A 15,084-nucleotide genomic window follows, 5' to 3' on the forward strand; every position below is an offset into this window, starting at 1 on the left:
GGCCCACCCGACGATACCGCCGCCCCATGGAGTACCTTCCTCCGCGTGATCGTCGTCGGCGGAGAAGCCCTCATCGACCTGGTGCCCGCGGTCGGACCGCCGGGCGCGCTGCTGCCCCGGCCGGGCGGCGGGCCGTACAACACGGCGCGCGCCCTCGGTCGTCTCGGTGCGGAGACCGCCTTCTGTTCCCGGGTCTCGACGGACGGCTTCGGCGAGAGCCTGCTGGCCGGACTGCGGGCGGCCGGGGTGGACGTGTCACTGGTCCAGCGCGGGCCGGAGCCGACCACCCTCGCCGTGCCCTCCCTGGCCCCGGACGGCTCGGCCTCATACGGGTTCTACGTCGAGGGCACCGCGGACCGGCTGTTCACCCTGCCGCCCGCCCTCCCGGAGGGAGTACGCGCCCTCGCCCTCGGCACCTGCTCGCTCGTGCTGGAGCCGGGAGCGAGTGCGTACGAGGCATTGCTGCGCCGGGAGTCGGCGCGCGGGCTGCTGACGCTGCTGGACCCGAACATCCGGCCGGCGCTGATCGCGGACCCGGCGGGCTACCGCGCGCGCTTCACCGACCGGCTGCTGCCGCACACCGGTGTCCTGAAGCTGTCCGAGGAGGACGCCGCCTGGCTGGGCGGCCGGGTCGGGGACTGGCTGGCGGCCGGCCCCTCGGCGGTGGTGCTGACCCGCGGCGCGGCGGGCCTGACGGTCTGGACGCGGGAGGGCGCCGAGCACTCGGCCGCGGCCCGCCCGGTCGCGGTGGCGGACACGATCGGGGCGGGGGACACCGTCAACGCCGCTCTGCTGCACCGACTCGCGGCGGATCCGAGCGCTCCGGTGGACTGGCCGGACGTCCTGGCCTACGCCGCCCACGCGGCGGCCCTCACCTGCACCCGTCCGGGAGCGGAACCGCCGTACGCGGCGGAGCTCAGCGGATAGGCGCCGAACGCCGCCGACGGCGGAGGGCCCCGGCACGACGGCCGGGGCCTCCCGCCGGGCCGGACGCAGCGACTAGGCCTTGCGGGCCCGCGTCGTCGTCTTCTTGGCCGCCGTCTTGGCCGCCGTCTTCTTGGCCGGGGCCGCCTTCTTCGCGGCGGCCGCCCTCTTGGCCGGGGCCTTCTTCGCCGCGGCCCGCACCGGAGACGCCCCCGCGTCGGAGACGCGGTCGGCGCCCAGGATGTCCCGCAGGAACTTGCCCGTGTGGCTCGCGCCCACCGAGGCCACCTGCTCGGGCGTGCCCTCGGCCACCACCAGTCCGCCCCCGTAGCCGCCTTCGGGGCCCATGTCGATGACCCAGTCCGCGGTCTTGATGACGTCCAGGTTGTGCTCGATGACGATCACCGAGTTGCCCTTGTCGACCAGCCCCGAGAGCACCTTGATCAGCTTCGAGATGTCCTCGAAGTGCAGGCCCGTCGTCGGCTCGTCCAGCACGTACACCGTCCGGCCCGTCGAGCGCTTCTGCAGCTCGGAGGCCAGCTTCACGCGCTGCGCCTCGCCGCCCGACAGGGTCGGCGCGGACTGGCCGAGGCGGACGTAGCCCAGTCCGACCTCGTTGAGCGTCTTGAGGTGGCGCGCGATGGTCGGAACCGCCTCGAAAAAGCCCAGCGCCTCCTCGATCGGCATGTTCAGCACTTCCGCGATGGACTTGCCCTTGTAGTGGACCTCGAGGGTCTCCCGGTTGTACCGGTCGCCGTGGCAGACCTCGCACGGGACGTAGACGTCCGGCAGGAAGTTCATCTCGATCTTGATCGTGCCGTCGCCGGAGCAGTTCTCGCACCGGCCGCCCTTGACGTTGAAGGAGAAGCGGCCCGGCAGGTAGCCGCGCACCTTCGCCTCCATCGTCTCGGCGAAGAGCTTGCGCACGTGGTCGAAGACCCCGGTGTACGTCGCCGGGTTCGACCGGGGCGTCCGGCCGATGGGCGACTGGTCGACGTGGACCACCTTGTCGACGAGGTCGTCCCCCTCCACGCGGGTGTGGCGGCCCGGCACCGAGCGGGCGCCGTTGAGCTCGCGCGCCAGGTGGGTGTAGAGGATGTCGTTGACCAGGGTGGACTTTCCGGAGCCCGAGACACCGGTGACGGCTGTGAGCACGCCCAGCGGGAAGGAGACGTCGATGTCGCGGAGGTTGTTCTCCTTGGCCCCGTGGACGGTCAGCCTGCGCTCGCCGTTCACGGGCCGGCGGATGTCCGGGATCTCGATGGACTTCTTGCCCGACAGGTATTGGCCGGTCATCGACTCGGTGTTCTTCAGCAGGTCCTTGAGCGAACCGCTGTGGACCACCTTGCCGCCGTGCTCGCCCGCACCCGGGCCGATGTCCACGACCCAGTCGGCAACCTTGATGGTGTCCTCGTCGTGCTCGACGACGATGAGGGTGTTGCCCATGTCCCGCAGCCGCACCAGCGTCTCGATCAGCCGGTGGTTGTCGCGCTGGTGCAGGCCGATGGAGGGCTCGTCCAGCACGTAGAGCACGCCGACGAGGCCGGAGCCGATCTGCGTGGCGAGCCGGATGCGCTGGGCCTCGCCGCCGGACAGCGTGCCGGCGGCCCGGTTGAGGGAGAGGTAGTCCAGACCGACGTCCACGAGGAAGCGGAGCCGCTCGTTGACCTCCTTCAGGACCCGCTCCGCGATCTTCTTGTCGCGGGCGTCGAGGCGCAGCCGCCCCAGGAAGTCCGCGCATTCGCTGATCGACATGGCGGCGACCTCGGCGATGGACTTCTCCATCACCGTCACCGCGAGGACGATCGGCTTGAGGCGGGTGCCCTCACAGGTGGGGCAGGGCACTTCGCGCATGTAGCCCTCGAAGCGCTCGCGGCTCGCGTCGCTCTCCGACTCCGAGTGCCGCCGCTTCACGAACGGCACGGCGCCCTCGAAGGCCGTCGTGTAGGCCCGCTCGCGCCCGTAGCGGTTGCGGTAGCGCACCTCGATCTGCGTCCGGTGGCCGTAGAGCAGGGCCTTCTTCGCGCGCACCGGCAGCCCGGCCCACGGGATGTCCGTGCGGAATCCGAGCTCGCCGGCGAGCGCGCCGATCAGCCGCTGGAAGTAGTCCTTGGTGTGGCCGAGCGACCACGGGGAGACGGCGCCCTCGTCCAGGGACTTCTCCTCGTCCGGGACGATCAGCTCCGGGTCCACCTCCATGCGCGTACCGATGCCGGTGCACTCGGGGCAGGCGCCGAAGGGCGAGTTGAAGGAGAAGGAGCGCGGCTCCAGCTCCTCGAAGGACAGGTCGTCGTACGGGCAGTAGAGGTGCTCGGAGTACATCCGCTCACGGTCGGGGTCGTCCTCGGCGAGGTCGACGAAGTCCAGGATCACCATGCCGCCGGAGAGGCCGAGGGCGGTCTCCACGGAGTCGGTGAGCCGGCGCTTGGCGCTGTCCTTGACGGTGAGGCGGTCGATGACCACCTCGATCGTGTGCTTCTCCTGCTTCTTCAGCGTCGGCGGCTCGGAGAGCTGGATGGTCTGGCCGTCCACCCGCGCCCGGCTGTAGCCCTTGGTCTGGAGGTCGGCGAAGAGGTCGACGAACTCGCCCTTGCGCTCGCGCACGAGCGGCGAGAGCACCTGGAAGCGGCTGCCCTCGGGGAGCGCGAGCACCTTGTCGACGATCGCCTGCGGCGACTGGCGCGAGATGGGCCGACGGCACTCGGGGCAGTGCGGCTTGCCGATGCGGGCGAAGAGGAGGCGGAGGTAGTCGTAGACCTCGGTGATCGTGCCCACCGTCGAGCGCGGGTTGCGCGAGGTGGACTTCTGGTCGATCGAGACGGCCGGGGAGAGGCCCTCGATGAAGTCGACGTCGGGCTTGTCCATCTGCCCGAGGAACTGGCGGGCGTACGACGAGAGCGACTCGACGTAGCGGCGCTGGCCCTCGGCGAAGATCGTGTCGAAGGCCAGGGAGGACTTGCCCGACCCGGAGAGTCCGGTGAAGACGATGAGCGAGTCGCGGGGGAGGTCGAGCGAGACGTTCTTGAGGTTGTGCTCGCGAGCGCCACGAACGATGAGACGGTCGGTCACGCCGGTCCGCACCTTTCTTGAGAGAGCGGGGGGCACGGCCCCCGTCCCAGGATATGGGGGGCGCCTCTGCGGTGGAGATGGAGTCTTGACTTCGAGCGTATAGCACGCACATTCGATTTACGGCACTCCGCAGACCTCTTCACCCGATCGTGTGGCCGCGGGCTTCGAGCACTAGGCTCGAAGCCATGACTGATCATGTGCACGACCTGCGATCTGTACGTGAAGCCACGGACCGGCTGCTGACCGCGGTCGCGAAACTGGACAACGCCGCCCTGTCCGAGGGGTCACACCTCCCGGGCTGGACGCGGGGCCACGTCCTGGCCCACCTCGCGCGCAACGCCGACGCCCTCCTGAACGTCTTCGAGGGCCGCCCGATGTACGAGAGCGGCGAGGCGCGCGACGCGGACATCGCACGCGACGCCGGCCGGCACCTGGAAGAACACCTGGCGGACCTCCGTGATTCCGCGGCCCGCTTCCTCGCCGCCACGGAGCACGACCAGGACTGGTCCCGCACCGTCGAGCTGCGCAACGGCGTCACCGACCTCGCCTCGAACGTGCCCTTCCGCCGCTGGGTCGAGGTGGACCTGCACCACGTCGACCTGAACATCGGCTACGAGCTCTCCGACCTCCCGGAGGAGTTCACCGACCGCGAGATCACCTTCCTCGCCGACCGCTGGTCAGGACGCCCCGAGGTACCCCCCACCGCCCTGGCCGCCGCCGACGGGCGCACCTGGCGCACCGGCTCCGCCGGGGACCCCGCCGTGACCGTGTCGGGCTCCCCCGCCGCCCTGCTCGCCTGGCTCGCGGGCCGCGGCGACAAGGGCGCCTCCCTGACCACCACGGGCGGCCCCCTTCCCGAGCTCCCGCCGTTGTAGGACGACACCTCTAGGATCAACACATGACGTACACCGGAGAGGTCAAGGTCGGCGGTCCGGCCGACGTGCACGAGCTCGCGGACCTGATGATTTCCAAGGTCGCGGTGGGTTCGATGAACAACAACGCGTACCTGCTGCGCTGTCGGGCCACCGATGAGCAGCTGCTCATCGACGCGGCAGCAGAACCCCAGACGCTGCTGAACCTGATCGGCGACGACGGCATCGCCTCCGTCGTCACCACCCACCGGCACGGCGACCACTGGGGCGCGCTCGCGGAGGTCGTGGCGGCCACCGGGGCGCGGACCTACGCGGGCGCCCTCGACGCCGAGGGCATCCCGGTCGCGACCGACGTCGCGGTCGCGGACGGGGACACCGTGCGCGTCGGACGGGTCGAGCTGACCGCACGGCACCTGGTCGGGCACACCCCCGGCTCGATCGCCCTGGTCTACGACGACCCGCACGGGCACGCGCACGTGTTCACCGGCGACTGCCTCTTCCCGGGCGGCGTCGGCAACACCCACGGCGACCCGGAGGCCTTCGAGAGCCTCCTCGACGACGTGCAGCACAAGCTCTTCGAGCAGCTGCCCGACGAGACCTGGGTCTACCCCGGCCACGGCAACGACACCACCCTCGGCGCGGAGCGTCCGCACCTGGCGGAGTGGCGCGAGCGCGGCTGGTAGGGGCCGTCCAGGGATCGCAACGCGTCAACTTCGGCGCGCGGCGCACTCCTTCCGGTCGTTGACGGCCGAACTCATGTCCCGGCGGACGGGGAGGCGGTATCTGGTGCGGCATGCAACAGGACCCCTCCCCGCCCCACGTCCCTGCCGCCCCCACTCCGGCCCCGCGGGCCGCTGACGACGGCGGCCCCGCCCGGCCCGGCATGCTGCGGGTCGCCACCGCGGCGCTCGCCGGGACCGCCATCGAGTTCTACGACTTCTTCGTGTACGGCACGGCCGCCGCACTCGTGCTCGGCCCGCTCTTCTTCCCCTCCTTCTCCCCGCTGGCCGGGACCCTCGCCGCCTTCGGCACGTTCGGCGCGGGCTTCCTCGCCCGCCCGCTGGGATCCGCCCTTTTCGGCCACATCGGCGACCGCTACGGCCGGCGCCCGGTCCTCCTGGCATCCCTGCTGCTCACCGGCCTCGCCACGGTCGCCGTCGGCTGTGTGCCGACGTACGGGACGATCGGCATCGCCGCGCCGGTGCTGCTGCTCCTGCTGCGCTTCCTCCAGGGCCTGGGGCTCGGCGGCGAGTGGGGCGGCGCGGTGCTGCTGACCGCCGAGCACGCCCCGGAACACCGCCGCGGACTGTGGGCGAGCTTCCCGCAGATCGGCCCGGCGGTGGGGTTCCTGCTGGCCAACGGCCTGATGCTGGGGCTGTCCGCCTCGCTGTCGGAGGCGCAGTTCACCTCCTGGGGGTGGCGCGTGCCGTTCTGGGCGGCCGGACTGCTGGCCCTGGCCGGGCTGTGGCTGCGCCGCTCGGTGGAGGAGACCCCCCAGTTCCGGGCGCTGGCGGCGACGGGGCGGCGGGCCGACGCCCCGCTCGCCGAGGTGGTCCGGGGCCACTGGCGGCTCCTCCTGCTGACCGGCGGGGCCCTCGCCGTGGGCTACGCCGTCTTCTACGCGGTCACCACCTGGTCCCTCGCCTACGCCACCGAGCACCTCTCGGTGGGCCGCACGACGATGCTGGCCTGCATCATGGCGGCCGTGGCTTTCAAGGGCCTGATGACCCCGCTGCTCGCCGCGCTCGGCGACCGCTACGGTCGGCGTCCGCTGTGCCTGGCCGGGTGCGCGGCCAGCGCCGTGTGGATGTTCCCGCTGGTGGCGCTGTTGCGGACGGCCGACCCGTTGCTGATGACGCTTGGCTTCGCCGTGGCGCTGCTGGGCATGGTGACGATGTTCGCGGTGGTGGGCGCCTACCTCCCGGAGCTGTACGCGCCGCGGATCCGCTGCACGGGTGCGGCCGTGGGCTACAACGTGGGCGGCGTGCTGGGCGGGGCGCTGACCCCGATCGTGGCGACGGCGCTGGCGGACGGCTCCGGTCCGCCGTGGGGCGTCGCGGCGTACCTCACGGCGATCGCCCTGGTCAGCCTTGCGTGCTTCGCGCTGCTCCCGGAGACCGGTCCCCGGGTGGTGGGGAAGCGGTCGGGCGGGCCCGCCGGGGTGCGGGAAACGCAAACGGGGGCGGCCGAAGCGGCCGCCCCCGCCTAGGTCCGGGTCAGGCGTCGATGCTCTCGGTGCGGGTGGCGGCCTCGGCCGCCGCCTGCTTCTTCGAGGCGATCAGGCTGGTGATCGTGGTGATCACCAGGACACCGCAGATGACGCCCAGGGAGAGCGGGATCGAGATCTCCGGGACGTGGACCCCGGACTCGTGCAGGGCGTGCAGCACCAGCTTGACGCCGATGAACCCGAGGATGATCGACAGGCCGTAGCTGAGGTGGACCAGCTTCTCCAGCAGGCCGCCGATGAGGAAGTACAGCTGGCGCAGACCCATCAGCGCGAAGGCGTTGGCCGTGAAGACGATGTACGGGTCCTGGGTGAGGCCGAAGATGGCCGGGATCGAGTCCAGCGCGAACAGCACGTCGGTGGTGCCGATGGCGAGCATGACGATCATCAGCGGCGTCAGCACGCGCTTGCCGTTGTTGACGATGAAGAGCTTGGTGCCGTGGTACTGGTCGGCGACCCCGAACTTCTTCTCGACGGACTTCAGGAGGCGGTTCTCCTCGAACTCCTCGTCCTCCTCGTCCTTGCGTGCCTCCTGGATCAGCTTCCACGCGGTGTAGATCAGGAACGCGCCGAAGATGTAGAAGACCCAGCTGAAGCTGGCGATGATCGCGGCGCCGGCGGCGATGAAGATCGCGCGCAGGACGAGTGCGATCAGCACGCCGATCAGCAGCACGCGCTGCTGGAGGTGGGAGGGCACCGCGAACTTCGCCATGATCAGGACGAAGACGAAGAGGTTGTCGACGCTCAGGGACTTCTCGGTGATGAAGCCCGCGAAGAACTCCTGCGACGCCTGGGGGTTGCCGAAGAACCACAGGCCGAGGCCGAAGAGTGCGGCGAGGACGATCCAGACGACCGTCCAGGTGCCGGCTTCCTTGATCGACACGTCGTGGGGCTTGCGGCCGATGAAGAAATCGGCGCCGATGAGCAGGGACAGACCGAGGATGGTCGCGACCCACAGGGCCCAGGAAACTTCCATGGTGAATACGCCTCCGGCGGATGGCTCAGCACTTCGTCAGCGTCATCGCTGCCGGAGGTCTCTTCCACCCGGGCGGCCTGGAGGCCGTGGGCCGACGCCCCGGGACCCACGTGCGTTCATCTCAAACGCAACGGTCCGTATTGACGGGTACGCCGTAGCAGGAAAGCAGGAATACTCCCCTCCGCACGGACGAGCTTACCCGCCGAACACGGCAAAGGTAAAGGGAATGCCAAAGGATGGTCACGGACGGGTAGTGCGCCGGGCCTCCGCCACCCGCTCGAGCGCCTGGTCGAGGACCCGGCTGCCCTGCGGCGGAAGGTCCGCCTCGAAGGTCCAGGCGTGGTGCACCCAGGGGTCCGCGAGGTGGTTGTCCGGTACCGGCGAGAGCCGCATCAGGGAGCGCCACAGCGGATCCAGCAGCGGCCCGTAGGCGGACGCCTCGTCACGGTCGGCGACCATCAGCAGGTGGACGCCGACCGCCGCGCCCTCGTCGGCGAGGTAGCGCAGCTGGGTGACGGCCCGGTCGTCGAAGCCGTGCGGGAAGTCGTGCACGATGAGTAGTTGCTCGGCCGTGTCCACGTCCGGCGGCAGGTCCTCGGGGGCTCCGGCCTTCAGCGCCATCTGTACGAGGTCCACCCGCCGGGTCAGAGCCGCCAGCGTACTGCTGACCCCTGCGGCCCCGGCGGCGGGCGGCGCGGCGAGCACCCCGGCCCGCACGAGGGGCGCCAGGGAGGCGGCACCGGCCCCGGCCGCGTCGATGACGTGGACGGAGAACCGGTCGGCGGGGTGGACCGCGAGCAGCCGCACCGCGTGGGCGACGGCCATGTCCATGGCGGCGCGGCGCAGCCGGTCGGTGTCCATGGCCATCGCGGCCTCGGAACCGGTGCGGCCGTTGTCGATCCACAGTCCGCGCTCCAGCGGCACCCGGACCAGCATGGGGATGCGCAGGTCGGGCCGCTCGGGAAGGTGCAGGTCGCCCAGGCGCAGGGCCAGGGGGCCCTCCTCGGGCGTGCGGTGGCCGTGCCAGACGGGGTTGTCCCAGCGGGCGTACGAGGCCGGCAGCGCGGGCTCGACGACCTCGGACTCGGCGATCAGCTGGGCGAGGTCGCGGTCGAGGACGGCCTGGGCCTGGGCGACCAGTTCCTCGCGGCGGGCGCGGGCGGTGTCGCGAGCGGCGTTGCCGGAGCCGCCGATGCGGTGGCGCGGGTCCGAGAGGGCGTCGTCGAGCTCCCGGTCCATGCGGGTGTCGGCGAACTCCACGGCGCTGCGGTAGGCGGCGACCGTGCGCGCCAGGTCCTCGAACATGCCCCAGACCTGGTTGTAGAGCCGTTCGTCCATGGACCAGCCGCTGGCGTCGCCGGCGACCGGTCGCGGGGGCTGTCCGGGCTCGGCCGCCGGGGCGGGACGGGGGCCCGGCTCGGGCGGCTCGCTGCTGGTGCGGCGGCGGGGGTGGGTGTAGCTGATCGTGGGCGGGGAGCCCTCGCCGGCGGGCGCGGGGCCGGGCGTACCGGCGTACGGGACGCCGGAGACCGGCATCGGGTCCGGGGGCTCCGGGGCGGGCGCGGGGGCCTGGGCGGGGGTCTGCGGGGGGCGCAGCTCGCCGACGAGGCTGGGCATGGCCGCGAGCGTCGTGTCGGCCTCCTTCGCCGGCGCGGCGGCGCGCAGTGCGGTGGCGGCCAGCTCCCGGGCGGCCGGTGCGGGCATCCCGCCGTCGGCGAGCAGGGCGCCGAGGCCGTCGGCGTAGCCCTGGCCGACGGCGCGGACCTTCCAGGCGCCCTGGCGCCGGTACAGCTCCAGGGCGATCACGGCGGTCTCGGCGTCCAGACCGGTGAGCGTGTAGCCGGCGATCTCGCCGCCGCCGTCGGGAGCTGCCACGGCCACGTAGGAGGCGGGGACCGCGCCGAAGCGGACCGGACCGCCGGGCGGCAGTACGAGCAGCACGCCGACCTGGTGGACGTCCGCCGCGACGGCGTCGAGGTCCACGGCGAAGGTGTGCCGGTCGGCGAGGTCCGCCGGCGCGTGCACGCCGGGGAGGGACCTGGCGCCCGGGTGGGCCAGGACCCCACTGCCGGTGAGCCGGCCCTGTTCGTCGGCGAGCGAGGCCAGGGCGAGCACCGGTGTGCCCGCCGAGACCCTGATCTCCACCCGGCTCCGGGACACGGGGTGGTTCTGTCCCCGGACCAGTTCGGCCGTCATCGTGCAGCCCCTCCCCCGTGCGTTCTTCTCTTCTTCCGGTACTGCTACAGGTGCGGCAGGATCGCCGGCATCAGGTCCTGGAAGGTCCGGCCGTTGGCCGGGTTGCCCAGGGCCGTCATCTGCCAGCCGGATCCCGCGCGGGACACCTTCGCCATGATCTGCGCGGTGTACGCGCCGCCGCCGTCGAGGGTGTAGCGGGCCAGCTCCTGGCCGTTGGTCTCGTCGACGATGCGGCAGAAGGCGTTCTGCACCTCCTGGAACGTCTGGCCGGTGAAGGAGTTCACCGTGAAGACGATCTGGTCGATGTGCACCGGCACGCGCTGGAGGTCGACGAGGATCGCCTCGTCGTCCCCGCCCTGGCCGACGCCGCCGACGAGGTTGTCACCGGTGTGGCGCACCGAGCCGTCGTCGCTCTGCAGGTGGCGGAAGAAGACCACGTCGACCGGCTGCTTGTCGGCGAAGAGCACCGCCGACGCGTCGAGGTCGATCTCCCGCGTCCGCGAGCCGAACAGTCCGCGGCGCTTGGCCGCCTGCCAGCCCAGGCCCATCCGGACCGCGGTCAGCGTCCCTCCGTCCGCCTTCTGCAGACTGATGGCCTGACCCTTGGTCATGTTGACCGTCACGCGCGTCCCCTCTCCATAGCCCGCCCCAGTTGACTGGTGCGCAGCGTGTTCCTGCGGCTGTGACCCAACCCTACTGACAGCCCCCGACTCAGGCGAGGCCCGCTTCCTTCATCTGCCGAAGCTCCTTCTTCAGCTCGCCGACCTCGTCCCGGATCCGGGCCGCGACCTCGAACTGGAGCTCCGCCGCGGCGGCGCGCATGCGCTCGGTCATCTGCTCGATGAGCGAGGCCAGTTCGGCGGCCGGGCGGTCGGTGAGCACCTCGGCGCCCTTCGCTCCCCTGGCTCCCTTGGCCGGCTTCGCGCCCTTGCCGCCCTTGGCGCCCGCCGGGGCGTGGGCCGCGAGAGCGCCGAGCGCCGGCACCGGCGCCTTGGTGCCCTTGCCCTCCTTGCCCTGCCGGTATCCGGTGCCGAGGAGCTGCTCGGTGTCCAGTTCCTCGCGGGCGATGGTGGCCACGATGTCGTTGATCTTCTTGCGGAGCGGCTGCGGGTCGATCCCGTTCGCCGTGTTGTAGGCGATCTGCTTCTCGCGGCGCCGGTTGGTCTCCTCGATCGCCTTCTCCATGCCCGGCGTGACCTTGTCCGCGTACATGTGGACCTGGCCGGACACGTTGCGCGCGGCGCGGCCGATGGTCTGGATCAGGGAGGTGCCCGACCGCAGGAAGCCCTCCTTGTCGGCGTCGAGGATCGCCACCAGGGAGACCTCGGGCAGGTCGAGGCCCTCGCGCAGCAGGTTGATGCCGACGAGGACGTCGTACTCGCCGGCCCGCAGCTCCCGCAGGAGCTCGATGCGGCGCAGGGTGTCGACGTCGCTGTGCAGGTAGCGGACCTGGATGCCGAGCTCCAGGAAGTAGTCCGTGAGGTCCTCGGCCATCTTCTTGGTGAGGGTGGTGACCAGGACCCGCTCGTCCTTCTCGACCCGCTTGCGGATCTCGTGGACCAGGTCGTCGATCTGGCCCTCGGTGGGCTTGACCACGACCTCGGGGTCGATGAGGCCGGTGGGGCGGATGATCTGCTCGACGAAGCCGTCGCCCCGCGAGAGCTCGTACTTGCCGGGGGTCGCCGACAGGTAGACGGTCTGTCCGATGCGCTCCTGGAACTCCTCCCACTTCAGCGGCCGGTTGTCCAGCGCGGACGGCAGCCGGAAGCCGTGGTCGACCAGGGTCCGCTTCCGTGAGGCGTCGCCCTCGTACATGGCGCCGATCTGGGGCACGGTGACGTGCGACTCGTCGATGACCAGGAGGAAGTCCTCCGGGAAGTAGTCGATCAGGGTGTTGGGCGCCGACCCGCGCTCGCGGTCGTCCATGTGCAGCGAGTAGTTCTCGATGCCGGAGCAGGACCCGATCTGGCGCATCATCTCCAGGTCGTAGGTGGTGCGCATGCGCAGGCGCTGGGCCTCCAGCATCTTGCCCTGCTTCTCCAGCTCGGCGAGGCGCTCGGCCAGCTCCGCCTCGATGCCGTTGATCGCCTTCTCCATGCGCTCGGGGCCGGCGACGTAGTGGCTGGCGGGGAAGACGTACAGCTCGCGGTCGTCGCTGATGACCTCGCCGGTCAGCGGGTGCAGCGTGGAGAGGGCCTCGATCTCGTCGCCGAACATCTCGATGCGGACGGCCAGTTCCTCGTAGACCGGGAAGATCTCGATGGTGTCGCCGCGCACCCGGAAGGTGCCGCGGGTGAAGGCGACGTCGTTGCGCGTGTACTGGATGTCGACGAAGCGGCGCAGCAGCTGGTCCCGGTCGATCTCCTCGCCCACCTTGAGCGAGACCATCCGGTCGACGTACTCCTGCGGGGTGCCGAGGCCGTAGATGCAGGACACCGAGGCGACGACGATCACGTCCCGCCGGGTCAGCAGCGAATTGGTGGCGGAGTGGCGCAGCCGCTCCACCTCCTCGTTGATCGAGGAGTCCTTCTCGATGTACGTGTCCGACTGCGGTACGTAGGCCTCGGGCTGGTAGTAGTCGTAGTACGAGACGAAGTACTCGACGGCGTTGTTCGGCAGGAGCTCGCGGAACTCGTTCGCCAGCTGGGCGGCCAGCGTCTTGTTCGGCGCCATGACCAGGGTGGGGCGCTGGAGCTTCTCGATCATCCAGGCGGTGGTCGCCGACTTGCCGGTGCCGGTCGCACCCAGCAGGACGACATCCTTCTCACCTGCACGGATGCGCTTCTCCAGCTCGGCGATGGCCGCCGGCTGGTCGCCGCTGGGCTGGTAGGGGCTGACGACCTCGAAAGGCGCCACCGTGCGTTCGATCTTCGATACGGGCCGCATGTCTCCACCGTACGACCCCCCACCGACACTCACGTCTCCCCGCCCGGTACCGGCGCGCTCCGGGAGGCGCCGCCGGTGCGGGCCACCGTCATCCGTTCTGGTCCGTTTGTCGTAGTTCGGTGGCGGCTCGGTGATCTTCAACCCCATGATCGCGGTGAAGTGCATCGCCACAACGTCTGCCGCTCCGCACCCGTCTGACGCAGGAACAGGGCTCACGACCCGAGGAGAACGCACATGTACGTCCGACCCGCCGCCGCGGCCGCCGCCGCATTCCTGGGCCTCGCCCTCACCCTGCTGGGCGGGACGGCCTCGTACGCCGCCGCCGGTCCCGGATCCGAAGCCGGACCGCTGGGGCTGGGAGGGCCCGTCGTGTACGCCCACCGGGGCGCCTCGGCGTACGCCCCGGAGAACACCCTCGCCGCGGTCGACCTGGCGATGCGGCTGGGCTTCGACTGGGTCGAGAACGACGTGCAGCGCACCAGGGACGGCGAGCTGGTGGTGATCCACGACGACACCCTGGCCCGGACGACGAACGTCGAACAGCTCTTCCCGGACCGCGGGCCCTGGAAGGTCAAGGACTTCACGGCGGCCGAGATCGCCCGGCTCGACGCGGGCAGCTGGTTCGGCGAGCAGTACGCGGGGGCCTCCGTCCCGACGCTGCGGCAGTACCTCGACCGGGTGCAGCGCAACCGGCAGCGGCTGCTGCTGGAGATCAAGAAGCCGGAGCTCTACCCGGGGATCGAGGAGCAGACCCTGAGGGTGCTGGGCGAGTCGGGCTGGCTCGACGCGCGCCACGTCTCGCAGCGCCTGGTGGTGCAGAGCTTCAGCGCCGACTCCGTGCGCATCGTGCACGGGCTGCACCCCGGCCTGGTGACGGCCTTCCTGGGTACCCCGCCCGTGGCCGACCTGCCGCGGTACGCGGAGTTCACCGACCGGATCAACCCGTGGCACACCACCATCACGGCCGACTGGGTCACGGCCGTGCACGGTCTGCTGGGGGCCCACGGCAGGGCGATGGAGGTGGACACCTGGATCGTCGACGACGCCGCGACCGCCCGTAAAGTGCAGGAGATGGGCGTGGACGGGATCATCACCAACGCCCCGGACGTGGTCCGGGAGGCGGTCGGCGGCTTCTGACGCCTGCGCGGGGTGGCGGGCCGGGAGGACGGCGGCCTGTCGGAGGGGGGCCGTACCGTGGACGGGTGGACAGCACCGAGCGGCCCCGCGGGCCGCACCTCGAATGGGCCGTCGTCGCCAGCGACATAGGCCCCCTTCTCCTGGCCGCGACGCCCGAGGGGCTGGTCCGGGTCGAGTTCCATGCAGGGCCGGACCGGCTCGACCGGATGGTCGGCCCGCTCGTCTCCCGGCTCGGCGCCGACGCCCGGCGGGCCGCGGCGGGTGAGGAGGTGCTGCTGGCCGAGCCGGTGCGCCAGCTCGCCGCGTACTTCGCCGGTTCGCTGCGGCGCTTCGACCTGCCGCTGGACTGGCGCCTCAGCTCCGGCTTCAACCGGCAGGTGCTCCAGGAGCTGGACCGTTCCGTGCCGTACGGATCGGTCGTCGGCTACGGAGAGCTGGCGGCCCGCGTCGGACAACCCGGCGCCGCCCAGGCCGTGGGCAACGCCATGGGATCGAACCCTCTGCCGCTGGTGGTGCCCTGCCACCGGGTCGTGGAGAACGACGGCGGCATCGGCGGATTCGGGGGCGGGCTGGAGACCAAGCGGCAGCTCCTCGCGTTGGAGGGGGTGCTCCCGGAGCCGCTGTTCTGAGTTCGCTCGGCCCGCACGGGACGCCCCGGCCACCGGGTCCGGCACCCGGTGGGTCCGCCACCCGGGGAAACCCACCGGGTGCGACAGCCGCGACCTGCGGGCCCGGCCGTTGCGCCGGGCCGGTTCCGCCGGGCGGTAAGGGGTGGCACACTGCGGCGGTGACTACTGCTG

11 protein-coding genes are annotated in these 15,084 nt (G+C 71.3%); 6 read left to right on the forward strand and 5 right to left on the reverse strand.

Annotation, left to right across the window (positions count from 1 at the left end):
- Positions 1-45: 45 nt before the first annotated feature.
- A complete protein-coding gene (locus ACZ6JS_RS25590; protein WP_469301275.1) occupies positions 46-927 on the forward strand; it encodes a carbohydrate kinase family protein in 882 nt (293 codons plus the stop codon).
- Between the two features lie 72 nt (positions 928-999).
- On the opposite strand, the gene uvrA is transcribed toward ACZ6JS_RS25590, so the two are convergent.
- A complete protein-coding gene (gene uvrA / locus ACZ6JS_RS25595) occupies positions 1,000-3,993 on the reverse strand; it encodes an excinuclease ABC subunit UvrA (protein WP_469301277.1) in 2,994 nt (997 codons plus the stop codon).
- A 185-nt stretch (positions 3,994-4,178) separates the two neighbouring features.
- Here uvrA and ACZ6JS_RS25600 point away from each other — a divergent pair, with 185 nt between their 5' ends.
- From ACZ6JS_RS25600 to ACZ6JS_RS25610, 3 genes are all read left to right on the forward strand, one after another.
- Positions 4,179-4,868, forward strand: a complete 690-nt coding sequence (locus tag ACZ6JS_RS25600; protein ID WP_469301279.1) for a maleylpyruvate isomerase family mycothiol-dependent enzyme — start codon at positions 4,179-4,181, stop codon at positions 4,866-4,868.
- A gap of 23 nt (positions 4,869-4,891) precedes the next feature.
- Complete coding sequence (locus ACZ6JS_RS25605) at positions 4,892-5,548, forward strand: MBL fold metallo-hydrolase (RefSeq protein ID WP_469301280.1); 657 nt, start codon at positions 4,892-4,894, stop codon at positions 5,546-5,548.
- Positions 5,549-5,748: 200 nt separating this feature from the next.
- Positions 5,749-7,074, forward strand: a complete 1,326-nt coding sequence (locus ACZ6JS_RS25610) for an MFS transporter (RefSeq protein ID WP_469301583.1) — start codon at positions 5,749-5,751, stop codon at positions 7,072-7,074.
- Positions 7,075-7,081: 7 nt separating this feature from the next.
- On the opposite strand, the gene ACZ6JS_RS25615 is transcribed toward ACZ6JS_RS25610, so the two are convergent.
- The 4 genes from ACZ6JS_RS25615 to uvrB form a co-directional block, all read right to left on the reverse strand.
- Entirely contained in the window at positions 7,082-8,065 is a 984-nt protein-coding gene (locus ACZ6JS_RS25615; RefSeq protein ID WP_469301282.1) for a TerC family protein, read from the reverse strand.
- 240 nt (positions 8,066-8,305) lie between these two features.
- Entirely contained in the window at positions 8,306-10,261 is a 1,956-nt protein-coding gene (locus tag ACZ6JS_RS25620; RefSeq protein WP_469301283.1) for a TerD family protein, read from the reverse strand.
- Positions 10,262-10,305: 44 nt separating this feature from the next.
- Positions 10,306-10,884, reverse strand: coding sequence for a TerD family protein (locus ACZ6JS_RS25625; RefSeq protein ID WP_031149156.1), 579 nt, complete (start codon positions 10,882-10,884; stop codon positions 10,306-10,308).
- An 88-nt stretch (positions 10,885-10,972) separates the two neighbouring features.
- A complete protein-coding gene (gene uvrB, locus ACZ6JS_RS25630; RefSeq protein ID WP_469301285.1) occupies positions 10,973-13,147 on the reverse strand; it encodes an excinuclease ABC subunit UvrB in 2,175 nt (724 codons plus the stop codon).
- A gap of 234 nt (positions 13,148-13,381) precedes the next feature.
- Here uvrB and ACZ6JS_RS25635 point away from each other — a divergent pair, with 234 nt between their 5' ends.
- Together ACZ6JS_RS25635 and ACZ6JS_RS25640 are read left to right on the forward strand one after the other, a co-directional pair.
- On the forward strand, positions 13,382-14,284 hold the full coding sequence (locus ACZ6JS_RS25635) for a glycerophosphodiester phosphodiesterase (protein WP_469301287.1): 903 nt from the start codon (positions 13,382-13,384) through the stop codon (positions 14,282-14,284).
- Between the two features lie 65 nt (positions 14,285-14,349).
- Entirely contained in the window at positions 14,350-14,913 is a 564-nt protein-coding gene (locus tag ACZ6JS_RS25640) for a methylated-DNA--[protein]-cysteine S-methyltransferase (RefSeq protein ID WP_469301288.1), read from the forward strand.
- The last annotated feature ends 171 nt before the right edge of the window (positions 14,914-15,084 follow it).

The organism is Streptomyces sp. NPDC046349 (assembly GCF_055587885.1).

Excerpts from the sequence above, each read along its gene's own strand:
- ACZ6JS_RS25635 (WP_469301287.1), top strand. The coding sequence starts at position 13,382 with ATGTACGTCCGACCCGCCGCCGCGGCCGCCGCCGCATTCCTGGGCCTC.
- uvrB (WP_469301285.1), bottom strand. The coding sequence starts at position 13,147 with ATGCGGCCCGTATCGAAGATCGAACGCACGGTGGCGCCTTTCGAGGTC.
- ACZ6JS_RS25620 (WP_469301283.1), bottom strand. The coding sequence starts at position 10,261 with ATGACGGCCGAACTGGTCCGGGGACAGAACCACCCCGTGTCCCGGAGC.
- ACZ6JS_RS25615 (WP_469301282.1), bottom strand. The coding sequence starts at position 8,065 with ATGGAAGTTTCCTGGGCCCTGTGGGTCGCGACCATCCTCGGTCTGTCC.
- ACZ6JS_RS25610 (WP_469301583.1), top strand. The coding sequence starts at position 5,749 with ATGCTGCGGGTCGCCACCGCGGCGCTCGCCGGGACCGCCATCGAGTTC.
- ACZ6JS_RS25605 (WP_469301280.1), top strand. The coding sequence starts at position 4,892 with ATGACGTACACCGGAGAGGTCAAGGTCGGCGGTCCGGCCGACGTGCAC.
- ACZ6JS_RS25600 (WP_469301279.1), top strand. The coding sequence starts at position 4,179 with ATGACTGATCATGTGCACGACCTGCGATCTGTACGTGAAGCCACGGAC.